25 protein-coding genes and 1 tRNA gene are annotated in these 21387 nt (G+C 68.3%); 12 read left to right on the forward strand and 14 right to left on the reverse strand.

The window, feature by feature from the left end:
- Nucleotides 1-19 precede the first annotated feature (19 nt).
- Together ACTIEF_RS13985 and ACTIEF_RS13990 are read left to right on the forward strand one after the other, a co-directional pair.
- Nucleotides 20-1153, forward strand: coding sequence for an efflux RND transporter periplasmic adaptor subunit (locus ACTIEF_RS13985; protein ID WP_439472753.1), 1134 nt, complete (start codon nucleotides 20-22; stop codon nucleotides 1151-1153).
- On the forward strand, nucleotides 1153-4383 hold the full coding sequence (locus tag ACTIEF_RS13990; RefSeq protein WP_439472933.1) for an efflux RND transporter permease subunit: 3231 nt from the start codon (nucleotides 1153-1155) through the stop codon (nucleotides 4381-4383). Before ACTIEF_RS13985 ends, ACTIEF_RS13990 begins: the two co-directional genes overlap by 1 nt.
- A gap of 3 nt (nucleotides 4384-4386) precedes the next feature.
- On the opposite strand, the gene ACTIEF_RS13995 is transcribed toward ACTIEF_RS13990, so the two are convergent.
- Complete coding sequence (locus tag ACTIEF_RS13995) at nucleotides 4387-5124, reverse strand: metallophosphoesterase family protein (RefSeq protein WP_439472754.1); 738 nt, start codon at nucleotides 5122-5124, stop codon at nucleotides 4387-4389.
- Complete coding sequence (locus ACTIEF_RS14000; RefSeq protein WP_439472755.1) at nucleotides 5121-5645, reverse strand: c-type cytochrome; 525 nt, start codon at nucleotides 5643-5645, stop codon at nucleotides 5121-5123. Before ACTIEF_RS14000 ends, ACTIEF_RS13995 begins: the two co-directional genes overlap by 4 nt.
- Nucleotides 5646-5800: 155 nt before the next feature.
- Here ACTIEF_RS14000 and ACTIEF_RS14005 point away from each other — a divergent pair, with 155 nt between their 5' ends.
- From ACTIEF_RS14005 to ACTIEF_RS14015, 3 genes are all read left to right on the forward strand, one after another.
- The gene (locus ACTIEF_RS14005) at nucleotides 5801-6067 is read left to right on the forward strand and encodes a FeoA family protein (RefSeq protein ID WP_439472756.1); all 267 of its coding nucleotides are present in this window, start codon (nucleotides 5801-5803) and stop codon (nucleotides 6065-6067) included.
- Nucleotides 6067-7950: a ferrous iron transporter B gene (feoB, locus tag ACTIEF_RS14010; protein WP_439472757.1), complete on the forward strand. Its 1884-nt coding sequence runs from the start codon at nucleotides 6067-6069 to the stop codon at nucleotides 7948-7950. Before ACTIEF_RS14005 ends, feoB begins: the two co-directional genes overlap by 1 nt.
- An 88-nt stretch (nucleotides 7951-8038) precedes the next feature.
- On the forward strand, nucleotides 8039-8521 hold the full coding sequence (locus ACTIEF_RS14015; RefSeq protein ID WP_439472758.1) for a hypothetical protein: 483 nt from the start codon (nucleotides 8039-8041) through the stop codon (nucleotides 8519-8521).
- An 11-nt stretch (nucleotides 8522-8532) separates the two neighbouring features.
- Here ACTIEF_RS14015 and ACTIEF_RS14020 read toward each other — a convergent pair.
- Nucleotides 8533-8608, reverse strand: a tRNA-Thr gene (locus ACTIEF_RS14020).
- Between the two features lie 61 nt (nucleotides 8609-8669).
- Here ACTIEF_RS14020 and ACTIEF_RS14025 point away from each other — a divergent pair.
- On the forward strand, nucleotides 8670-9023 hold the full coding sequence (locus ACTIEF_RS14025) for a DMT family protein (RefSeq protein ID WP_439472759.1): 354 nt from the start codon (nucleotides 8670-8672) through the stop codon (nucleotides 9021-9023).
- On the opposite strand, the gene ACTIEF_RS14030 is transcribed toward ACTIEF_RS14025, so the two are convergent.
- Nucleotides 9020-9454, reverse strand: a complete 435-nt coding sequence (locus ACTIEF_RS14030) for an HIT family protein (protein ID WP_439472760.1) — start codon at nucleotides 9452-9454, stop codon at nucleotides 9020-9022. The genes ACTIEF_RS14025 and ACTIEF_RS14030 overlap by 4 nt on opposite strands.
- A 101-nt stretch (nucleotides 9455-9555) precedes the next feature.
- Here ACTIEF_RS14030 and ACTIEF_RS14035 point away from each other — a divergent pair, with 101 nt between their 5' ends.
- Entirely contained in the window at nucleotides 9556-9912 is a 357-nt protein-coding gene (locus tag ACTIEF_RS14035; protein WP_439472761.1) for a phage holin family protein, read from the forward strand.
- Here the strand turns inward: ACTIEF_RS14035 and ACTIEF_RS14040 are convergent.
- The 3 genes from ACTIEF_RS14040 to ACTIEF_RS14050 form a co-directional block, all read right to left on the reverse strand.
- The gene (locus ACTIEF_RS14040; protein ID WP_439472762.1) at nucleotides 9909-11060 is read right to left on the reverse strand and encodes a GNAT family N-acetyltransferase; all 1152 of its coding nucleotides are present in this window, start codon (nucleotides 11058-11060) and stop codon (nucleotides 9909-9911) included. The genes ACTIEF_RS14035 and ACTIEF_RS14040 overlap by 4 nt on opposite strands.
- Nucleotides 11061-11232: 172 nt before the next feature.
- Nucleotides 11233-11691 carry a RidA family protein gene (locus ACTIEF_RS14045; RefSeq protein WP_439472763.1) on the reverse strand — a complete coding sequence of 153 codons (459 nt, stop codon included), beginning with the start codon at nucleotides 11689-11691 and terminating at the stop codon, nucleotides 11233-11235.
- Nucleotides 11692-11838: 147 nt separating this feature from the next.
- Nucleotides 11839-13083, reverse strand: a complete 1245-nt coding sequence (locus tag ACTIEF_RS14050; RefSeq protein WP_439472764.1) for a DNA polymerase IV — start codon at nucleotides 13081-13083, stop codon at nucleotides 11839-11841.
- Nucleotides 13084-13395: 312 nt separating this feature from the next.
- On the opposite strand from ACTIEF_RS14050, the gene ACTIEF_RS14055 reads away from it, so the two are divergent.
- The 4 genes from ACTIEF_RS14055 (at nucleotide 13396) to ACTIEF_RS14070 (ending at nucleotide 16064) form a co-directional block, all read left to right on the forward strand.
- Nucleotides 13396-13749, forward strand: coding sequence for a hypothetical protein (locus ACTIEF_RS14055; protein ID WP_439472765.1), 354 nt, complete (start codon nucleotides 13396-13398; stop codon nucleotides 13747-13749).
- A 205-nt stretch (nucleotides 13750-13954) separates the two neighbouring features.
- On the forward strand, nucleotides 13955-14320 hold the full coding sequence (locus ACTIEF_RS14060) for a response regulator (protein ID WP_291838517.1): 366 nt from the start codon (nucleotides 13955-13957) through the stop codon (nucleotides 14318-14320).
- 6 nt (nucleotides 14321-14326) lie between these two features.
- Nucleotides 14327-15691, forward strand: a complete 1365-nt coding sequence (locus ACTIEF_RS14065; protein WP_439472766.1) for a PleD family two-component system response regulator — start codon at nucleotides 14327-14329, stop codon at nucleotides 15689-15691.
- A gap of 124 nt (nucleotides 15692-15815) precedes the next feature.
- A complete protein-coding gene (locus ACTIEF_RS14070) occupies nucleotides 15816-16064 on the forward strand; it encodes a hypothetical protein (RefSeq protein ID WP_439472767.1) in 249 nt (82 codons plus the stop codon).
- 1 nt (nucleotide 16065) lies between these two features.
- Here the strand turns inward: ACTIEF_RS14070 and ACTIEF_RS14075 are convergent, their stop codons facing one another.
- Both ACTIEF_RS14075 and rpmG read right to left on the reverse strand, forming a co-directional pair.
- Nucleotides 16066-16242, reverse strand: coding sequence for a hypothetical protein (locus ACTIEF_RS14075; RefSeq protein WP_439472768.1), 177 nt, complete (start codon nucleotides 16240-16242; stop codon nucleotides 16066-16068).
- Nucleotides 16243-16330: 88 nt separating this feature from the next.
- Nucleotides 16331-16498: a 50S ribosomal protein L33 gene (gene rpmG, locus ACTIEF_RS14080; RefSeq protein WP_029417689.1), complete on the reverse strand. Its 168-nt coding sequence runs from the start codon at nucleotides 16496-16498 to the stop codon at nucleotides 16331-16333.
- A 130-nt stretch (nucleotides 16499-16628) separates the two neighbouring features.
- Here rpmG and ACTIEF_RS14085 point away from each other — a divergent pair, with 130 nt between their 5' ends.
- Nucleotides 16629-17195, forward strand: coding sequence for a hypothetical protein (locus tag ACTIEF_RS14085; protein ID WP_439472769.1), 567 nt, complete (start codon nucleotides 16629-16631; stop codon nucleotides 17193-17195).
- Here ACTIEF_RS14085 and ACTIEF_RS14090 read toward each other — a convergent pair.
- Genes ACTIEF_RS14090 through ACTIEF_RS14110 form a run of 5 tightly spaced genes read right to left on the reverse strand, consistent with a single transcriptional unit; the run spans nucleotide 17192 to nucleotide 21329 of the window.
- Nucleotides 17192-17602 carry a DUF5990 family protein gene (locus ACTIEF_RS14090; RefSeq protein ID WP_439472770.1) on the reverse strand — a complete coding sequence of 137 codons (411 nt, stop codon included), beginning with the start codon at nucleotides 17600-17602 and terminating at the stop codon, nucleotides 17192-17194. The two genes, ACTIEF_RS14085 and ACTIEF_RS14090, sit on opposite strands and share 4 nt — an antisense overlap.
- A gap of 6 nt (nucleotides 17603-17608) precedes the next feature.
- Nucleotides 17609-18316 (reverse strand): NUDIX hydrolase, encoded by a 708-nt coding sequence (locus ACTIEF_RS14095; protein ID WP_439472771.1) that lies wholly within the window; start codon nucleotides 18314-18316, stop codon nucleotides 17609-17611.
- On the reverse strand, nucleotides 18313-20619 hold the full coding sequence (gene rnr, locus ACTIEF_RS14100; protein ID WP_439472772.1) for a ribonuclease R: 2307 nt from the start codon (nucleotides 20617-20619) through the stop codon (nucleotides 18313-18315). The genes ACTIEF_RS14095 and rnr overlap by 4 nt, the downstream gene beginning before the upstream one ends.
- A complete protein-coding gene (locus ACTIEF_RS14105) occupies nucleotides 20620-21072 on the reverse strand; it encodes a type II toxin-antitoxin system VapC family toxin (protein ID WP_439472773.1) in 453 nt (150 codons plus the stop codon).
- Nucleotides 21069-21329 carry a type II toxin-antitoxin system Phd/YefM family antitoxin gene (locus ACTIEF_RS14110; RefSeq protein WP_439472774.1) on the reverse strand — a complete coding sequence of 87 codons (261 nt, stop codon included), beginning with the start codon at nucleotides 21327-21329 and terminating at the stop codon, nucleotides 21069-21071. Before ACTIEF_RS14110 ends, ACTIEF_RS14105 begins: the two co-directional genes overlap by 4 nt.
- Nucleotides 21330-21387 lie beyond the last annotated feature (58 nt).

Here is a 21387-nt window from a genome sequence, read left to right on the forward strand (position 1 = left end):
TTCCCGGAGCGCACGCCGCGTGGTCAAGCGTCACTTCTTCCTCGTCGCCGCGGCGATTGTTCTGGCCCTGATGGTGGTCGCCGTGGTCATGCGCATGGCCTTCGCCGACGATGAAAAGGGCGGCGGCGCCGGTGGTCGGGGCGGAGCGGGCGGACGCGGCCAGACCGTTTCGGAAGCCGTCGCGTCTCCGCGCGAGTTCAGCGACCGCATCCGCGTCCTCGGCGTCGCCCGCGGCCGTCGCTCGGTCAACATCACCTCCTCGACCAGCGAACTGATCACCCGCGTCATGTTCACCGACGGCCAGCGCGTCGCCGCCGGGACCCCGCTGGTCCAGCTGCAGGCCCGCGAGGAGGACGCCTCCATCGCCCAGGCCCGCGCCCAGGTGGCCCGCGCCCAGACCCAGTACGAACGCTACAAGACCCTCAGCGAGCGCGGCTTCGCCTCCGCCGCCATGGTCGAACAGTATGAGACCGAGCTGGAATCGGCCCGCGCCTCGCTGGAGGCCTCGCAGGCCCGCGCCGGCGACCGCACCATCCGCGCCCCCTTCGCGGGCGTTCTGGGTCTCAGCACCGTCACGGCGGGCACCCTGGTCAACCCGGGCGCCGTCATCACCACCCTGGACGACATCGACGTCGTCCGCGTCGATTTCCCGGTCCCAGAGCGTTACCTGTCGGTCCTGCGCGCCGGGACGCCGATCATCGCCACCATCGACGCCTATGGCGACGAGGTCTTCACCGGTCGCATCGCCCTGATCGACACCCGGGTGAACGAGGCCTCCCGCTCGATCACCGCCCGCGCCGAAATCCCCAACCCCGGCGCCCGCATCCGGCCGGGCATGGCCGTCCGCGTCGCCGTCCAGCAGGGCCTGCGTCAGGCCGTCTCCGTGCCCGAGGCCGCCGTCCAGTATGAGGGCGAGGGCGCCTTCGTCTACCGCATCGTCAACGGCGAGCGGGGCTCCACCGCCCAGCGCGTCACCGTCGAGACCGGCGCCGTCGAGGGCGGCTTCGTCGAAATCCTGACCGGGCTGAACAACGGCGACCGTGTCGTCGGCTCGGGCCTGAACCGCATCCAGCCCAACGCCCCCGTCCGCGTCGGCGGCGGCGAGCGAGGCGCACAGGGCCGCGCTCCGGCCCAGCAGGGCGCCGCCCGATGATGCTCTCCGACGTTTCCGTCCGCCGCCCCGTCATGGCGGCGGTGGCGGCGATCGTGCTCTGCGTGATCGGCGCCGCGGCCTTCTTCTTCCTGCCCGTGCGCGAGCTGCCGGACGTCGATCCGCCGGTCGTCTCGGTCAGCACCAGCTACGCCGGGGCCTCCGCCGAGGTCATCGAAAGCCGGATCACTGAGCCCATCGAGCAGCAGATCGCCGGCATCCAGGGCGTCGAGCGCATCACCTCGTCCAGCCGCGACGGCCGCTCCAATGTGAACATCGAGTTCTCGCTGGACCGCAACATCGACGACGCCGCCAACGACGTCCGCGACCGTGTCAGCCGCGTCGTCGGCCGTCTGCCGGATCAGGCCGACCCGCCGGAAGTGGCCAAGGCCGACTCCGACAGCCAGCCGATCATCATCCTGTTCCTGCGCTCGACCAATATGAACCGGCTCGAGCTGACGGACTACGCGGACCGCTATCTGATCGACCGTCTGGCCACCGTGCCGGGCGCCGCCCAGGTCCAGATCTATGGCGAGCAGCGCTACGCCATGCGCATCTGGCTGGACGCCGCCGCCATGGCCGCGCGCGGCATCACCGTCACCGACGTCGAGACGGCCCTGACCGCCCAGAACGTCGAACTGCCCGCCGGTTCGCTGGAGTCCGGCCAGAAGGACTACACCGTCCGCGTGGCGCGCACCTACGCCCGCGCCGAGGACTTCCGCCAACTGCCCATCGGCACGCGCGGCTCGGCCTCCAACGCCGCCGCCTCGAACAACACCAGCGGCCAGGCCTCCAACGCCAACGCCCTGCCCAGCGGCGCCACCGGCGCCATCCAGGGCCAGGCCGCCTATGTCACCCGTCTGGGCGACATCGCCCGCGTGGTCGAGGCCCCCGCCGAGGACCGCCGTCTGTTCCGCGGCAACGGCATGGACCAGATCGGTCTGGCCGTGACCCGTCAGGCCCAGTCGAACGACCTGGCCATCTCGGACGGCGTCAAGAAGATGATCGAGGAGATCCGCCCCAGCCTGCCGCAGGGCACCGAACTGGTCGTCGGCTCCGACAACTCGGTCTTCACCAGCCACGCCATCGACGAGGTCTGGATCACCATCGGCATCTCCATGGCGCTGGTCGCCCTGGTCAACTTCATCTTCCTGGGCAGTCTGCGCGCCGCCCTGATCCCGTCCGTCGTGGCGCCCATCTGTCTGCTGGCCACCTTCATCGTGCTGGCCCCGCTGGGCTTCTCGCTGAACCTGCTGACCCTGCTGGCGCTCGTGCTGGCCATCGGTCTGGTGGTCGATGACGCCATCGTGGTGGTCGAGAACATCCAGCGTCGCCTCGACCACGGCGAACCGCCTCTGGTCGCCGCCGAGCGTGGGGCCCGCCAGGTCTTCTTCGCGGTCGTCGCCACCACCGTGGTGCTGCTGGCGGTGTTCGCGCCCCTGCTGTTCCTGCCTGGCTACGTCGGTCGCCTGTTCGTCGAACTGGCGGCGGCCATCGCCGCGGCCGTGGCCTTCTCGGCCTTCCTCGCCCTCAGCCTGTCGCCCATGCTGGCGTCCAAGATTCTGAAACCGGCGCACACCGGCGGCTTTGTCGCGCGCCGCGTCGACTGGGCCATGGACAAGCTGAAGACCTCGTACGGCAACTCGCTCAGCATGATGCTGGGCGCCAGGGCGGCGGTCATCGGCGTGGTCGCCCTGATCCTGCTGATCGGCGCCGGCACGGCGGTCATGTTCGTCTCGCTCCCCGAGGAGCTGGTCCCGGCCGAGGATCGCGGTCGCGTCCAGATCCGCGTCTCGGGTCCCGAGGGCGCGGGCTTCGACTACACCCGCAACATCATGATGGGCGTTGAGCCCCTGCTCGCCGAGTACAAGCAGAGCGGCGAGGCCGATAGCTATCTGATCTCCGCCCCCGGCTTCGGTGGCGGCAGCTACAACTCCGGCAACGGCAGCCTGATCCTGGCCGACTGGTCCAAGCGCACCCGATCGGCCGACGAGATCGCCCAGGAACTGAACGGCAAGCTGCGCGGCCAGACCGACGCCCAGGTCAACGCCTCCACCCCCGGCGCCTTCCAGCGCGGCGGCGGCAACTCCAACTCCGTCGAGATGGTCGTCACCGGCTCCGAGTACGAGGAGATCTACAACTGGCTGCAGCCGGTTCTGGCCGCCTCGCTCGAAAACCCCGGCTTCTCGCGCCCGCGTCTGAATTATGAGCCGAACGCGCCGCGCCTGCTCGTCGACGTCGATCCGGAGAAGGCCGCCGCCCTGGGCGTCTCGTCCCAGTCGATCGGCCGGACGCTGGAGACCATGTTCGGCTCCCGCCGCGCCACCACCTATCTGCGTGGCGGTCAGGAGTACGACGTCATACTGCAGACCGAGCGCGACAACCGCCGCAACGTCAGCGACCTCCAGGCCCTCTACGTCAACACCGGCTCGGGCCAGCTGGTGCCCCTGTCCGCGGTGGTCAACACCCAGACCTCGGGCGACACCCCGGACCGTCGCCGTCTGGACCGTCAGCGCGCCATCACCCTCAGCGCCGACCTGGCGCCGGGCTACACCATCGCCGACGCCACCCAGTTCCTGACCCAGACCGCCGCCCAGCAGCCGCAGGGCGTGGTCACCACCCAGTGGGGCGGCGCGGCGCGCGACCAGCAGGAAGCCGGCGGGGCGGTCATCGCCGCGTTCGGCCTGGCCCTGCTGCTGGTCTTCCTGGTTCTGGCGGCCCAGTTCGAAAGCTGGATCACCCCGGCGGTGATCATGCTGACCGTGCCGCTGGCCGCCGCCGGTGGTCTGTTCGGCCTGACGATGGCGGGCTCCAGCCTGAACATCTACTCGCAGATCGGCCTGATCATCCTCATCGGGGTCGCCGCCAAGAACGGCATCCTGATCGTGGAGTTCGCCAACCAGCTGCGGGATCAGGGCCGATCGATCCGCGACGCGATCATCGAAAGCTCGACCCTGCGTCTGCGCCCGATCATCATGACCTCGATCGCCACCGCCTTCGGCGCCCTGCCGCTGGTCCTGTGGCAGGGTGCGGGCGCGGGCAGCCGTCAGACCATCGGCGTGGTCATCTTCGCCGGGGCCATGTTCGCCACGGTCCTGACCCTGTTCGTGGTGCCGGTGATCTACGGCGTCTTGGCGCGCTTCACCAGGTCGCCGGAATACACCGCCCGCAAGATCGAGGAATGGGAAGCCCAGGAAGCCGTCGCCAACGACAAGCTGGCGGCGGCGGAATAGGGATCAGACGCGGCCCGTGCCCAGCGCGCGGGCCCAGTCTTCCCGCCCGTTGGCGCGAGCTACGCGGGCGGCCTCGTCCCAGTCATAGGCGACCGCGAGAAGCTGCGCGGACCAGCCGTCCTCGCGGGTTTCGATGATGGCGTAGCGGGCATGCGGCGTTCCGGTCTCCACCACGTGCGGGAAAGGCCGGTCATCGTCGTAAGCGGGCAGGCCCACGCTGCCCGGATTGACCACCAGCGGCCCGCCGTCGATCTGCACGATGCGCGGAATGTGGGTGTGGCCGCACAAAACGACAGTCGCCTCGACGCCCTCGGCGCGGGCGCGGATTTCGGCGGTGGTGGCGGGGCGCAGCCCCGCCGGCTCGACCGTCTCCATCCAGTATTCGACGTCGCTGCGCGGCGTGCCGTGAACCATCAGCACGTCCTCGGTCAGGCGGAGTTGGGCCGGCAGGCTGCCCAGCCAGTCGATCTGGTCCGGACGCAAGGTGTCGAGGGCATGCCGGTCGGACAGGCCCATTCGATCTCGGGGCAGGGTCAGCACCTGCCGCTCGTGGTTGCCGCGAATGCTCGGCAGGTTCAGCGCCATCAGTCGGTCAGCGGTCTCGCGCGGGTACAGGGCCCCCGAGCAGATGTCGCCCAGATTGACGATCTGATCCGCGCCCCGGCGAGCGATATCGGTCAGCACGGCTTCCAGCGCGGCCAGGTTGCCGTGGATGTCCGAAACGACGGCGATCCGCCTCATTGGGCCGGTGCGGGCGCCGCCTCCGCTGCAGGCGGCACATACCCCGTCTCCACCTTCAGCCAGGCGATCACATCGCGCCGGTCCGTCGGCTCGGACAGCCCGGCGAAGCTCATCTTGGTCCCGCGCAGGAAGGTGTGCGGGTTCTCAAGCCAGTGATCCAGCTTCTCGGCGTCCCAGACGAAGCCCGCGGTCTTCACCGCGTTGGAGTAGTTATAGCCCTCCACGCCGCCCGCCTGACGGCCGAACACGCCGTACAGGTTCGGACCCGTCATGTTCGGCCCGCCCTCGCTGACCGTGTGGCACGAGCGGCAGCGGGCGAAGACGCGGCGGCCGTTGTCCAGATCGCCCTGATTGTAGGGGGTAGGCAGGGCGGCCAGCAGCGCCGCCTTCTGCTCCGCCGTGAGCTCCGGCTTGGGCGGAGCCGCCGGTTTGGCCGGTCCCGATGCGCCGCCGTCGCCACAGGCGGACAGGCCCAGAAGGGCGGTCGCGGCGGTCACGGCGAGAAGGGCAGGGCGGCTCATGGTTCGGCTCCGAATTCCGCCGCCAGTGATAGCCCAACCGCGCGCCCGAACAACCGTCCTGCGACGCTTGGCCGGGGTGGACGCTAAGGCTTCGCACCTGATAATCACTGTCAGCAAGGGCGCGCCTTTCCGCGCCGAGGCTTTCTACGAGTTCCATGTCCGACACCCTCAAACTGAGCGAGGCCCGCAAGGGCGCCCGCGGCGTCATCGTCAAGGTCGGCGAGCACTGTCACCACCAGAGCGATGCGGTCGAGCTGGAGCGCCGCCTGATCGAGCTGGGCTTCGTCGAGGGCGCGCGGGTGGAGCTGCTGCACGAGGGCCTGTTCGGCCGTGATCCCATCGCCCTGAAGGTCGACGACATGCGCGTGGCCCTGCGCCGTCACGAGGCCGCCAGCCTGATCATCCAGCTGGACGCCGCCTGATGGACGTCGCGCTGAAGACCGCCCGCATCGCCCTGGTCGGCAATCCGAACAGCGGCAAGACCGCCCTGTTCAACGCCCTGACCGGTTCGCACCAGAAGGTCGCCAACTACGCCGGCGTCACCGTCGAGCGGAAGGAGGGCTTCATCCGCTCGGCTTCGGGCCGTTCGATCTCGGTGCTGGACCTGCCGGGCACCTATTCCCTGCGCGCCCGCAGCCCGGATGAGGAAGTCACCCGCGACGCCGTTCTGGGCAAGCTGGCCGGCGAGACGCCGCCGGACGTCATCATCGCCGTGGCCGACGCCACCAACCTGCGTCTGGTCCTGCGCCTGATCCTCGAGATGAAGGCCATCGGGCGTCCGATGGTGCTGGCGCTCAACATGTTCGACATCGCCCAGCGTCAGGGCCTGCGGATCGACCTCGACGGCCTGCGCGCCGAGCTGGACGTGCCGATCATCACCACGGTCGCCACCCGTCGCCGCGGCGTCGACGATCTGGTCGCCCAGGTCGAGGATGTCCTGGCCGCCAACGCCAGCTTCGGCGACAGCGACTGGGCCGCCCCGGACGCCGAGGCCCTGCGCGGCAAGGCCCGCGAGGCCGAGCGCATCATGAAGGCCTATGTCCTGCCGCCCGAGCGGCCGGACACCCTGACCGGCAAGATCGACAGCGTCCTGCTGCACCCGGTCGCCGGTCTGGTCATCCTGCTGGGCATCCTGTTCGTCATGTTCCAGTCGGTCTTCGCCTGGGCCGCCCCGGCCATGGACGGGATCGAGGCCGGGATCGGTCTGGTGGGGCAGGGCGTCGCGTCCGTCATCCCCGACGAGGGGCTGTGGGGCCTGTTCCAGAGCCTGCTGGTCGACGGCCTGATCGGCGGCGTGGCCAGCGTTCTGGTCTTCCTGCCGCAGATCCTGATCATCTTCGCCTTCATCATCGCGCTGGAAGACTTAGGCTACATGGCCCGCGCGGCCTTCCTGATGGACAGGATCATGGGCGGCGCGGGGCTGCACGGCCGCGCCTTCATTCCCCTGCTCAGCAGCTTCGCCTGCGCCATTCCGGGCATCATGGCCACGCGGGTGATCGACAACCGTCGCGACCGCCTGACCACCATCCTGGTCGCGCCCCTGATGACCTGTTCGGCGCGCATCCCGGTCTATGTCCTGATCATCGCCGCCTTCATCCCGAACGAGACTGTCTGGGGCTTCGTCAACCTGCAGGGGCTGGTCATGTTCGGCCTCTACGCCGCGGGCATCTTCAGCGCCCTGACCGTCTCCTTCGTCATCCGCAAGATCTTTTGGAGAGGCTCGACCGAGCCCTTCATGATGGAGCTCCCGGCCTACAAGATGCCGGACATCAAGAACGTCCTGTTCAATCTGTGGCTCCGGGCCAGGATCTTCATCAACCGCGCGGCGCGGATCATCCTGCCGCTGATGATCATCGTGTGGTTCCTGTCGACCTTCCCCTATCCGCCGGAAGGCGCCACCGGACCGGCCATCGACTATTCCTTCGCGGGCATGATCGGCCATGCGCTGGAGCCCCTGTTCCGTCCCATCGGCTTCAACTGGCAGATGGTGGTGGCTCTTGTGCCCGGCATGGCCGCGCGCGAGGTGGCCGTCGCGGCCCTGGGCACCGTCTATTCGGTCGCCGACGCCGAGAACGCGACCAGCGCCATGGCCGGGGTCCTGGCCGCCAACTGGTCGCTGGCCACGGGTCTGGCCTTCCTCGCCTGGTACATCTTCGCGCCCCAGTGCATGCCGACCCTCGGCGTCGTCCGTCGCGAGACCAACTCAATGAAGTGGACCTGGATCATGATCGTCTACATGTTCGGTCTGGCCTATCTGGCGTCCTTCGTGACCTATCGCGTCGCGGTGGCTCTCGGCGGAGGCTAAACCCTCCGCCGTCGCGCGCCTGTCAGGCGAACGATGGTTGACAAGCTGTTCAGTATGAGTCGATTTCCCGGGCTCCGGGGGATGGATCATGCGCACGCCACTCAAGCCGCTGCTTTGCAGGCACGATTATTTCTGGTCCGAGCGCCATCAGGCGGACCGTTGCCGTCGCTGCGGCAAGCTGAACGCCGATGTCGTCGCCGCCGACCCGGTGGTCATCCCCGCCATGGTCTCGGCCGAGCCGATCCTCGCGCCCCGTCCGCCCGCGCCCGAGATGGGGCCGCCGGCCGAGGACAGCTTCCTCGACATCCCGGTCTTCCACGACCCGTTGCCGCCCAAGCGCGCCGCCGCCAGCGACAAGGTGCTCAAGGCCCAGGCCCGCCTGCGCCGCGACGCCCTGCTGGGCCTGCTCGACCGTCTGGCCGAGGGCAGGCAGCCCTCGCGCGAGGAGGCCATCGACGCCGTGCTGGGGGTGATCGAGGACGCCCATTCGGCGGACCCGGTCCTGTTCGGCGACGCCGCCGCCAACCACTTCGCCCGTCTGCACGAGGCCCGCGCGGGGCTGATCTTCTGATTTCAGGAGAGTGGTGCCGGTTACAGGAATCGAACCCGTGACCTTCGGTTTACAAAACCGCTGCTCTACCAGCTGAGCTAAACCGGCGTCCCACTTGACGGGCGGTCCTTATGCTGGCGCAAGGGGCGATACGCAAGCGGGGGCCGTCGTGCCGATCTCCATTCCCCATCTGGCGCCGGTGCTGATGCTGGTCGCCTCCAACGTCTTCATGACCCTGGCCTGGTACGGCCATCTGAAATTCGGGTCCAAGCCGCTGTGGATCGTGGTGATCGTCAGCTGGGGCATCGCCTTCTTCGAATACTGCCTGGCCGTCCCCGCCAATCGCATCGGCCATCAGGTCTATTCGGCCGCCGAGCTGAAGACGATGCAGGAGGTGATCACCCTGATCGTCTTCGCCGTCTTCTCGATCACCTTCCTCGGCGAGAAGCTGACCCTGAACCACGCCGTCGGCTTCGCCCTGATCATTGGCGGAGCGTGGTTCATCTTCCGGGGACCGCTCTAAAGCGCCGCCGCGATCCGATCCGCCAGCCCCCTCAGCACCGCCGCATCAGCCATCGGCGCATGCCCATGGCCCTTCATCGCGCGATCCGCCCAGCGCGGGATGATGTGGAAATGCAGGTGATAGACGGTCTGCCCACCCGCCTCGCCATTGTACTGCACGACCGAGAATCCCTCGGGTTTCAGCGCCGCCTCGATGGCCTTCGCCGTCCGCTGCGTCGCCGCCATGACCTTGGCCAGCGGCTCCGGCTCCATCTCCAGCAGGTTCCGCGCGGTCGAGGTCTTGGAGATGACCAGCGTATGGCCCTCCGACTGCGGGAAGACGTCCATGAACACCAGCACGTCGTCGTCCTCCCACACCTTCACCGACGGGATCTCGCCGCGCAGGATCTTCGCGAAGATGTTGTCGGGGTCGTAAGGGGCGTGAAGGGTCATGGGAGGCTCCGTCAGACGCGCACGCTAGCAATCCTCGCGCGGAGAGGGGAGCCCTCGCGGCGCTCAGGTGTTATGGTCAAGGTTCACCCACGGAGTTCGCCATGGTCCGCCTGATCGTCCAGTTCCTCGTCACGTGTCTGGCCCTGTGGCTGGCGTCCCGGCTGGTGCCGGGCGTGTCGTTCAGCGACAACGGCTCGCTCGCTTTGGCCGCCATTCTGCTGGGCGTCGCCAACGCCGTGGTGCGGCCGATCCTGACGGTGCTGACCTTCCCCCTGACCATGATCACCTTCGGCCTGTTCCTGCTGGTGGTGAACGCCGCCGTCATCGGCCTGGTCGCCTGGCTGCTGGACGGCTTCGCCGTCGCGGGCCTGGGCGCCGGCATCGGCGCGGCCATCGTCACCGGCATCGTCAGCTGGATCGCCGGCTGGTTCATCGGCGGACCAGAAGCCGCGCGCTAACCCAGATCCTTCCGGAACGGCGACAGCTCTTCCGCCATGGCGTGCATCTCGGCCTCCATGGCCGGGCGCTCCCGCTCCAGATAGTCCGCCACCGGCCCGCGCAGCGCCGGGTCGGCGATGAAGTGCGCCGAGTAAACGGGGGAGGGCAGGTAGCCGCGCGCGATCTTGTGGTCGCCCTGCGCTCCGGCCTCGACCCGCGACAGGCCATGCTGGATCGCGAACTCGATGGCCCGGTAATAGCAGAGCTCGAAATGCAGGAAGGGGACCTCGTCCAGCGCCCCCCACTGCCGCCCGTACAGGGCGTCGCGGCCGATGAAGTTCAGCGCCCCCGCCAGCGGCTCACCGTCCCGGAACGCCATGACCAGAGCGATCCGCTCGGCCATGGTCGCGCCGATCCGGCTGAAGAAGTCCCGCGTCAGATAGGGCCGCCCCCACTTCCGGTCGCCCGTGTCCATGTAGAAGCGGAAGAAGGCGTCCCAGTGCTCTTCGCGGATCTCCGCCCCGGTCAGCACCCGGATATCCAGCCCCGCATTGGCCTCGCGCCGCTCGCGCTTCACCGTCTTGCGGCGGCTCGACGACAGGGCCGACAGGAAGTCCTCGAAGGTCGCATAGCCGCCGTTGCGCCAGATGTACTGGATGTCCTGCCGCTTCAGCAGCCCGGCCTCGCCCATGGCGTCCCAGTCGGCCCGGTCGGGGAAGTTCACATGCAGCGAGGACACGCCCAGCCGCTCGACCACCGCCAGCGCCCCCTGGATAAGGGTCTCGCGCACCGTCGCCGCGTCGGCGTCCGGATGGCTCAGGAAGCGCGGTCCGGCCGCCGGGGTGAAGGGCACGGCGCCCAGCAGTTTGGGATAGTACCGGCCCCCGGCGCGCTCATAGGCATCGGCCCAGCTGTGGTCGAAGACGTATTCGCCCTGGCTGTGGGCCTTCAGCCAGAGCGGCATGACGCCGATCACGCGCCCGTCCTCGTCCTCCAGCGCCAGATGCCGCCCGGCCCAGCCCTCGCGCGGAACCGCGCTGCCCGAGGTCTCGCAGGCGTCCAGGAAGTCATAGCTGACGAACGGATCGCCGGTCGGGGCCGCGCAGGCCTCCCACGCGTCGCGGCCGATATCGGCGATGGTGTTGTGGACGCGGATCTGGAAACTCATCGAATCCCTTCTCCCCTTGAGGGAGAAGGTGGGCGGCGGAGCCGCTCGGATGAGGGGTATGTTTCAGATCGCAGGTCGCGAGACGGTGAGCGGGGGGCCGCGAGCCCGCTCATCCGTCTCGCTCCGCGAGCCCCCTTCTCCCTTGAGGGGAGAAGGATGTTCAACGCTTGGCTCACTTCACCTCGACGATCGCATCAACCTCGACCGCGAAGCCCAGCGGCAGCTTGTAGACACCGACGGCCGAGCGGGCGTGGCGGCCCTTGTCGCCGAACACCTCGACCATCAGGTCCGAGCAGCCGTTGATCACGGCGGGGATGGCTTCGAAATCGCCGGCCGCCTGCACGAAGCCGCCCAGCTTCACCACGCGCACGACGCGCTCCAGATCGCCGTCCAGCGCCGCCGACATCTGGGCCAGCAGGTTCACGCCGCACATGCGCGCGCCCTTGACCGCGTCCTCCGGCGACACGTCCGCGCCGACCGTACCCTTCAGTCCGCCCGCGGCGTCGTTCGACAGCTGACCCGAGATGTGCAGCAGGTTGCCGGTCTGGACGTAGGGCACATAGTTGGCGACGGCCTTCGCCGGTTCGGGCAGCTGGATGCCGAGTTCGGCGAGGCGGGCGGCGACGGTCATGGGATTCTCCAGAAGGGATTTGGGGGCGGTTTAGCCTGAGGGAAGGTGTCGGGTGAAGAGTGCTAGTGAGCGAAGACGTGAGCCGCTGCGGTAGACGACGAGCACGATCCGCTCACCTCTTGCTCACTAGCACTCTTCACTCACGCCTCACTTCAATGCCCGCCCCGCCACCACAGCCGCCTTCCCGAACTTCAGCCGCAGCGCATCGATGGCCTTTTCGGTCTTCAGCGTCCGGGCCTCGGGGCTTTCGAACAGGGCGGCGGGGGCCTCCACGGCATCCACCACCTCGCCCATGCCGATGCCGATCAGCCGGTAGGGGATGCCCAGTTCGGGCGCCAGAAGCTCGCGCCCTGCGGCGAACAGGGCGCGCGCCGTCTGCACCGGTTCGGGCAGGCTGATCCGGCGGGTGATGATCTTGAAGTCCGTCTTGCGCAGCTTCAGCACGATGACCCGGCTGGCCACCCCGTCCGCCCGCGCCTTGGACGCCAGCTTCTCGCACAGCGGCCACAGCTCGTTCTCCAGATCGGCCACCGCCGTCAGGTCTTCGTTGAACGTCGTCTCGGCGCTCATCCCCTTGCGGTCATGCTCGGGCTTCACCGCCCGCGCGTCGCGCCCATGCGCCAGATCGTGCAGCCGCAGCCCCGTCTCGCCGTACCGCTTCACCAGATCGCGCAGGTCTGCCTTGGCCAGATCGCCGACGGTCGCATAGCCGTCGCTCTGCAGGGTCTTGCCGAACACCGGCCCGACGCCGGGCAGGATGCGCACCGACTTCGGCGCCAGCAGGGCCTGTGACTCCGCTCCGATCACCGAAAACCCGCGCGGCTTGTCCAGCTCCGACGCGATCTTGGCCAGGAAGCGGTTGGGGGCCAGGCCGATGGAGACGGTCAGCCCGATCTCCTCCTCGATGTATTTCTGTAAGCGGATCAGCTGGAACGCGGGCGGCCCGCCGTTCAGCCGCTCGGTCCCGGCCAGATCAATCCACGCCTCGTCCAGCGACAGGGTCTGCACCAGCGGCGTCAGCGCCCGCACCGCGCCGAAGATGCGCTCGCTCTCGGTCACATATTTGCGGAAGTCCGGCTTCAGCACGACCGCCTCGGGGCAGGCCTTCAGCGCCTTGAACATCGGCATGGCCGAATGCACCCCGTACATCCGCGCGATGTAGCAGCAGGTCGACACCACGCCCCGCTTGCCGCCGCCGACGATGACCGGGACATCGCGCAGTTCGGGCCGGTCGCGCTTCTCCACCGAGGCGTAGAAGGCGTCGCAGTCCAGATGGGCGAGGGTCAGGTCGGCCAGCTCGTCATGGCTGACCACCCGCCGCGACCCGCACGCGCCGCAGCGATCCAGCTTGCGCGCGTCGGTGGTCAGGCAATCGCGGCAGATGGATTTCATCTCGTCTCCTCGGCGGGAACTTAGGAGATGTGCGGGCGGACCGCATCCGAAGAACGCACGAGGTGAGGGGCTGCAGCCGCTTTCTGCTCCCTTCCCCCTCGACGGGGGGAAGGGCCGGGGATGGGGGTGAGGGCACGGTGTTGAGGTGAAGAACGCGTTCGGAGAGGTCGACACAGCCCTGCGAGGTCGTTCTGAACGTCACTGCATCCACCCCTCCCAACCCTCCCCATCGAGGGGAGGGCTTTTGCTCCGTCCCCACCTGCTCTCACCCATACGACCAATCCTGACGCACCGGCGTGTCATCCTGTCGGCATGACCTGCGATTTCGCCCTCAATGACGAACCGCTGCCCCTGCCGGATATGGAGGAGGTCTACCAGCTCGCCGCCGCCCGAGTGACGGATGCGGTGCAGCGGGGCCTTGTCGATCTGGCCCTGCGCTGGGGCCGCATCTTCAACCTCGCCCTGCGGGATCGCCAGATGCGCGCGCGCCTGCCGGTCACTCCTGATGAGGTGCGGACGCCGCCTCCGGACGCCCCGCCGCCATCACCCGTATTACACTCTTCACACCCTGTTTTTGAGACGCCGCCGGAGCCGGAGCCTCAGGCGGCCAAACCCATCCGCGCCGACCGCCGTCGCGCCTTCAGGGAGGCGCGGCGACGAGGATGAAGCGCTGCCAGTCCGAGATTCGTGCACCGGCTCACCTCTCCATCGCCCCTTCCAAGGCGATGGAGAGGTGAGTGCGTGGTCCCCGTTAACTCCTGAAAAACCCTCGCTTCACGCCAACTTAAGAGAAGCCGGGTGAGAGTATCCGGGAAGAGCACAAGCCCCCGGCGCGGACGCGTCCTGAGAGGGGTGAACAGGCCGGGTGGTGATGTCGAAGAAGGTCCTCATCGTCGAGGATAACGAGCTGAACATGAAGCTTTTTCATGATCTGCTCGATTCCCAGGGGTACGAGACCCTGCAGACCCGCGAGGGCTTGCAGGCGCTCGCCCTGGCGCGCCAGTACCGGCCCGACCTGATCCTGATGGACATTCAGTTGCCGGAGATTTCCGGGCTGGAAGTCACCAAATGGCTCAAGGACGACGAAGAGCTGAACCACATCCCGGTGGTGGCCGTCACGGCCTTCGCCATGAAGGGCGATGAGGAGCGGATCCGTCAGGGCGGCTGCGAGGCCTACATCTCCAAGCCGATCTCGGTGATGCATTTCCTCGAGGTCGTCCGGAAGCATCTGGGGTAGTCCGGCATGACGGCGCGCATCCTTGTCGTGGACGACGTCGAACCGAACGTTCGCCTGCTCGAAGCCAAGCTGACCCTCGAATACTATGAGGTGATGACGGCCATGGACGGCCAGACGGCGCTCGACATCGCCGCCGCCGAGAAGCCCGACATCATCCTGCTGGACGTCATGATGCCCGGCATGGACGGGTTCGAGACCTGCCGCCGGCTCAAGGCCGACCCGGTCACCCGCCACATCCCGGTCATTCTGGTCACGGCGCTGGACGGGCGCGAGGACAAGATCCGCGGCCTCGAAGCCGGCGCCGACGACTTCATCACCAAGCCCATAGACGACGTAATCCTGTTCGCCCGTGTCAAGTCGCTGGTCCGGCTCAAGGCCGTCATGGATGAGCTGCGCGAGCGCGAGGAGAGCGGTCGTCGCTTCGGCGTCGACACCGACGGCGCCGGCCGTCTGCGCGGCTCCGGCGGCCGGGTGCTGGTCGTGGACGACAGCGCGCTTCAGGCGGGCAAGATCGTCCAGCAACTGTCCGACGACCACCGCCCCTCGCATGAGCCTGATCCCGCCGCCGCCCTGATCGCCGCGCGCGGCCCGGTGGACCTGATAATCGTCAATGTCTCGGCGTCCGAGTTCGACGGCCTGCGCTTCATCGCCCAGGCCCGCTCGACCGAGGCTTCACGCCGGGTGCCGATCCTGGCGGTGGTCGATCCTGCCGACCGGCCGCGCCTGATCAAGGCGCTGGAACTGGGCGTCAACGACATCCTGCCCCGACCAGTCGATCCGGAGGAGCTTGACGCCCGCGCCCGCAGCCAGATCAAGCGCAAGCGCTACGCCGACTTCCTCAAGCAGAAGCTGGACTACAGCCTCGAGATGGCCGTCACCGACGCCCTGACCGGCCTGCACAACCGCCGCTACATGGCAGGCCAGCTTCAGGCTCTGATGGGCCGGGCCGGGCAGGGGGGCGACCCCGTCGCGGCTCTGGTCCTCGACATCGACCACTTCAAGTCGGTCAACGACGGCTTCGGCCACGACGCGGGCGACGAGGTCCTGCGCGAGTTCGCCGTCCGCCTCGCCACCAATGTCCGCGCCATCGACCTGCCCTGCCGTCTGGGGGGCGAGGAGTTCGTCGTCGTCATGCCCGGCGCTTCGCTGGACGACGCCACCCGCGTCGCCGACCGCATCCGCCGCGACGTGGCCTCCCTGCCGTTCCCGATCATGGGCGGGACCGAAAGCCTGACCATCACCGTCTCGGTCGGCGTCGCCTGCTCCAACGGCCCCGCCGACACCCCCGACGCCCTGCTCAAGCGGGCCGACGAAGGCGTCTACGAAGCCAAGAGCCGGGGCCGGAACCAGGTGATCTCAAGGGCGGCATAAATTCTGGGGAAGAAAAAGGATCGTTTCTTGCGAATCGATGTTTTCTGTATAAGCGACCTGTCTCCGGAAGCCCGATCCTTCGATCCGCACGGATGTCCGTAAGCGTCGCCGGAAAGGCGTCGTCATGGGCTACGCATCCTTCTCTCAGGCCATCGCACAGGTGTCCGACCTCAGTCAGAGCTACGACGAGGCGAGTTGGCGAGCGGTCGAGACCCTGGAACGCGTCATCCTTGACCATCGCCCGACCTCGGCCATGGAGGCGGTGGCCATGCTCGACGTGGTCATCTCGGATGTGATCGGCGGCGGCCGCGCCGACGGCCGGGACATCAAGGCGCTTCAGGCGATCCGCGCCATGCTGGACGACTGGGGCTGACCTAACGGGTCATCCACGGCTTGGACTTGCCTGCGGCGATGCGGGCGGCCTGCTCACGCTGGAACTTGCCGCCGCGCGGCGGTTGAGGCTTGGCGGCGATCTTCGCCTGCTTCAGGCGCAGCGCCTTCTGGGCCGGGGTCTCGTCGGCGGGAGCGGTATCGTCGGGCTGGTCGGTCATGGCGGTTCTCTACCACGCCGAAGCGGACAACGAAAAACGCCCGGTCATCGCTGACCGGGCGTTTTGAAATCGTCAGGCGATCAAGGGGTTACTTGATCTTGCCTTCCTTGAACTCGACGTGCTTCTTCACGACCGGGTCGTACTTCTTGACGACCATCTTCTCGGTCATGGTGCGGGCGTTCTTCTTGGTGACGTAGAAGAAGCCGGTGTCGGCGGTCGAGTTCAGGCGAATCTTGATCGAGGCGGGCTTGGCCATCGGAGTAATTACCTTTGCGGACGGCGAAAGCCGCGGAAATGAGAGGCGCGGAACATACTCAGGCGCGGCGGGAAGTCAACGGGCGCGACGACGCATTGAGCAAGAGACCACACAAGACCACCGTAGCCGTATGAAAACCCTGCTCCTCACGGCCTTCGCCGCCGCCGCTGTCCTGACCCCGCCCGCTTTCGCCCAGGAGGCCGCCGACCCGCAGGACGCCTTCCTGGCCCGCCTGACCGCCCTGTGCGGTCAGAGATTCGAGGGCCAGGTGGTCTCGACCGACGCGGCGGACGACTCGTTCAGGAGCCAGCGACTGGTCATGCATGTTCGCGACTGCGCCGCGGGCGAGGTCGGCATCCCCTTCGCCGTGGGCGAGGACCGCTCGCGCCGCTGGGTGATCACCCGCACCGCCGAGGGGTTGCGGCTCAAGCATGACCACCGCGACCCGCAGGGCGAAATACACGGCTGGCACATGTACGGCGGCGACACCGCCGAGCCCGGCACGGCGTCGCGCCAGCAGTTCCCGGTGGATCAGGAATCGATCGACCAGTTCAACGCCGGGGGCGCCCAGGTCTCGACCACCAACACCTGGGCCGTCGAGGTTCACCCGGAGCGGATGTTCGCCTATGAGCTCAGCCGCCCGGGCGGCCGCTTCTTCCGGGTGGAGTTCGACCTGACGAAGCCCCTGGCGGACTAGAGCGCGGCCCAGCCCTTAACGGGCCGCACGGTGGCGCAGGCGGGCGTGCCGTCCTTGCCCCGGCCCGGCAGGACGACTTCCAGCACGGCGCCTGCGCGGGCCTTGTCCAGCAGGGCGGGCGGGATGTCGTGGATGTCGATCTTGGCCCGGCGGCTCCATTCCGAGGCGTGGTCGCCCGCCGAGGTTCCGACGCGGATGTAGACGAAACGCCTCTCCTTGCCCTCGCGCCGGACGAAGGGGCCGAGGAAGCGTCCGTCGTCGGCCAGCCGGATCGGCACGTCGAACGACAGCGGCGCCTCCGTGGCCGTCACCGGCTCATGCGGGGCGTCGTCCAGTTGCAGGCTGTAGCGGACGCCGGGGACCGGATCGGCGATGGTCAGGCGCAGGGTGATTCCGGTGTCGGCCATGGCGTCCTAGTCCTGATGTTCGACCACATGCTGCCCGCGCACCATGCGGACGAAGGGCAGGGGGCGATTGGGGGCGTCGAGGCGCTCGGCGATCTCGCCCAGCACGAAGCGGGTGATGGCGGGCAGGTCCTGGGCGCGGGCCTCGTCCAGCGGCAGCCAGGCGATCTCGTCCAGTTCGCCGGAGCCCGCCGTCGGCTCCGGGTGCAGCAGGGCCGAGGCGTCGGCCATGAAGAAGCGGGCGTCGAAGCGGCGCGTCCGGCCCGGCGGGGTGATGGCCCGCGCCACATACGATAGGGCGGCCAGATCGGGCAGGGCGCCGACGGCGCGGAACTCACGCCAGCCCCCGGCGACCGAGGCGACCGGCGCGGGCTCTGCCAGCAGCAGGCCGGTCTCCTCGAAGGTCTCGCGCACGGCGGCCAGCGCCAGCGCCCGGCCTCGGCTGCGGGTCACCTCTCGCGCCAGCCGTCCGGCGTCGGCGGGCGACAGGTCGGTGGCGAAGGCGGCGAAGGCGTCGGACCGCTCGACCTTGCCGCCCGGGAAGACCCATTTGGAGGCCATGAAGACATGCCCCGGCGCCCGACGGCCCATCAGCACTTCCGCCCCCTTGGCGCCCTTGCGGGTCAGGATCAGGGTGGCGGCGTCCTTGGGCCGCTGACGCCCGCCGGTGCGGGGGGCGTCCTTGAGGTCCTGGGCGGCGTCGAAGGGCTGAGTCACCGCCGCTTGCCCTTGCGCACGCCCTTCAGCCCGCCGAGGGGCTTTTTGCCGTCGCGGACCTTGCCGCCGCCGCGCTTCGGATAACCGCCGTCCTTGGCGCCGCGCGCCCGCATGCCCAGACGGGCCGAGGGGGCGTTGGGGTCGCGGGGGGCGGGGTCGCTAAGCATTTCGAACAGCAGGCCGCCGGTGACCGGGGTCGCCTCACGCAGCTTGACCTCGACGGTCCGGCCCAGCGTCCAGCGCAGGCCCGAGCGCTCGCCGACCAGAGCGTGGCTGCGGTCGTCGTGGGTGAAATACTCATTGCCCAGCGAGGAGACAGGCACGAGGCCGTCGGCGCCGGTCTCATCCAGCCGGATGAACAGGCCGAAGCGGGTCACGCCGGTGATGCGGCCGGTGAAGGTCGCGCCGACGCGGTCCTCCAGGAAGGCGGCGATGTATCGGTCCATGGCGTCGCGCTCGGCGGCCATGGAGCGGCGCTCGGTCATGACGACGTGCTCGGCGATGGCCGGCAGTTCGGCGATCTCGCGATCCGTCAGCCCGTCCTTGCCCAGCCCCAGCGCCCGGATCAGGCCGCGGTGGACGATCAGGTCCGAGTACCGGCGGATGGGCGAGGTGAAGTGGGCGTAGCGGTCGAGGTTCAGGCCGAAGTGGCCGACGTTCTCGGGGCTGTAGATGGCCTGCATCTGGGTGCGCAGGACCACCTCGTTGACGACCTCGGCGTGCTCGCCCTCGCGGGTTTCATCGAGCAGCTTGTTGAAACGTTTGGTCGTGGCCGGTTCGCCCTTGGTCCACGGCTTGCCGATGGTGCCGAGGAAGTCGGCCAGGTTGAACAGCTTCTCCTGACTGGGCGCGTCGTGGACGCGGTACAGCAGGGGCGTCTTGTGCTTCTCCAGCGTCTCGGCGGCGCAGACGTTGGCCTGGATCATCATCTCCTCGATCAGCCGGTGGGCTTCGAGGGAGACGCGCGGCTCGATCGAGGTGATCTCGCCGTCGGTCATGCGGATGCGGCGCTCGGCGCTTTCGATCTGCAGCGGGCTGCGTTTCAGGCGGCCCTTCAGCATGGTGTGGTAGGCGTTCCACAGCGGATAGAGGATGGCCTCCATGATCGGGCCGGTGGTCTCGTCCGGAGCGCCGTCGATGGCCGCCTGCGCCTGCTCGTAGGAGAGCTTGGCATGGCTGCGCATCAGGCCGCGCACGAACTTGTGGCCGATCTTCTTGCCGTCCTTGTCGAAGACCATGCGCACGGCCATGGTCGCGCGGTTCTCGCCTTCCTTAAGGCTGCAGAGGCCGTTCGACAGCCGCTCGGGCAGCATCGGCTCGACGCGGTCGGGGAAGTAGGTCGAGTTGCCCTTGTCGCGGGCCTCGCGGTCCAGATGGGTGTTCGGACGGACGTAGGCGGCGACATCGGCGATGGCGACCCAGACGATCCAGCCGCCCTCGTTCTTCGGATCCTCGTCGCGCTGGGCGTAGACGGCGTCGTCGTGGTCGCGCGCGTCCGCCGGGTCGATGGTGATCAGGGGAATGTCGCGCAGGTCCTCGCGGCCCTTCAGCGAGGGCAGTTCCTGATCCCCGGCCTCCTGCTCCACGGCTTCGGAGAAGCCGGTGGGGACGCCGTGGCTGTGGATGGCGATGAGGGAGGCGGCGCGGGCGTCATCCTCGCGACCGATGGTCTCCAGGATCTTGCCGCGCTTGGGGCCGTAGCGCTGGACGCCCTTCTCAATGGCGGCCAGCACGAGATCGCCGTCCTTCAGGCCCTCGGCCTGGGCGTGGGGGACCAGCAGGACGTCCTTGGAGCGGCGGTCGACGGGCTCGACCCGGACTTCGCGGTTGGACTTGCGGATGACGCCGAGGACGCGGGAACGCTCGCTGTCCAGCTTCTTGACGAGGCGGGCTTCCCAGCCTTCGGCGCCCTTGCTGAACTTGACCAGCAGGCGGTCGCCCATGCCGGGGGCGGGGCCGGTGCGGCCCGAGTTGTCGGGCATCAGGACGGCGCGAGGGGCGTCCTCGGACGCCTCGACCAGCCGGACGTACATCTCGCCGTCCACGTCGCGCTCGACCACATCGGCCACGCCGACGGGGGGCAGGGCGCCGGAGGGGCTGAAGCCCTTCTTCCCGCGCTTGCCCAGTTCGCCGTCGGCTTCCAGTTCGCGGATCATCTCGCGCAGGGCGCGTCGGTCGCCGCCCTTCAGGCCGAAGTGGCGCGCGATATCGGTCTTCTCGGCCGAACCCGCGTCACGCAGGAAGGCCAGGAGGGTCTGTTTGTCGGGGAGGCCGGCGGGCGGCCTCTTGGGGGTGTTTTTCATCTAGTCTTTCAGGTCGCCGGGCGCGTCGGCCGCGGCGGGATTGATACAGGGGACGCCCAACAGGTCGGCAGCGCGCGCCATGCCCCTGTCGAGCGTCAGAAGGGTTGCGCCGATGCGTTGCGCAGCGGCGATGTGAATGGCGTCAGGGGCGCGGAGGGCGACGCCGGGAAGGCGGACGAAGTCGGTCGCCGTTGAGAAATCGCCCTGATCGACCGCCACAAGGTTCGAGGCGGTGGCGACCCAATCATCCAGATTGCGGAACAACTCGTCGGCTTCATCCGCGGTTCGCGTTCCGATGCGGACCAACCGTGCAATGGCTGAAGAACATTCCGCGATGCAGAAGTCGCTCACCATCGGCGGTTCGGACTGGTCGAGCAGGGTATCGATCTGGTGGCTCGTCGGTTCTCTCGTGATCAAGGCGACCAGAACGCTCGCATCGAGCCAGAAGGTCACTCAGGGTCACCGTCGCGCATGGCGCGGACCAGATCGGCCGCCGACATGCCCAGCGGAGGGCGGGCATCGCGACGACGGGCGAACTCTTTCATGAAGGCCCGCCGTTCATCGCCCGTCAGCCTCGGGGGAACGACGACACGAGACAGCTCCGCAATCGGCCTGCCGTGTTTGGTGATGGTGATGCGCTCGCCGTCCTGCACCCGCTCCAGCAGGTGGGTGAACTTGTTCTTGGCTTCCGCGACGCCGTAGCTTGTCATGCCTCGGTCTCCAATTCTGGCCAGAAATATAGCCATAAATCCTTTCTCTCGCCAGTCC

Source organism: Brevundimonas sp., assembly GCF_051858995.1.
Classification (GTDB): domain Bacteria; phylum Pseudomonadota; class Alphaproteobacteria; order Caulobacterales; family Caulobacteraceae; genus Brevundimonas.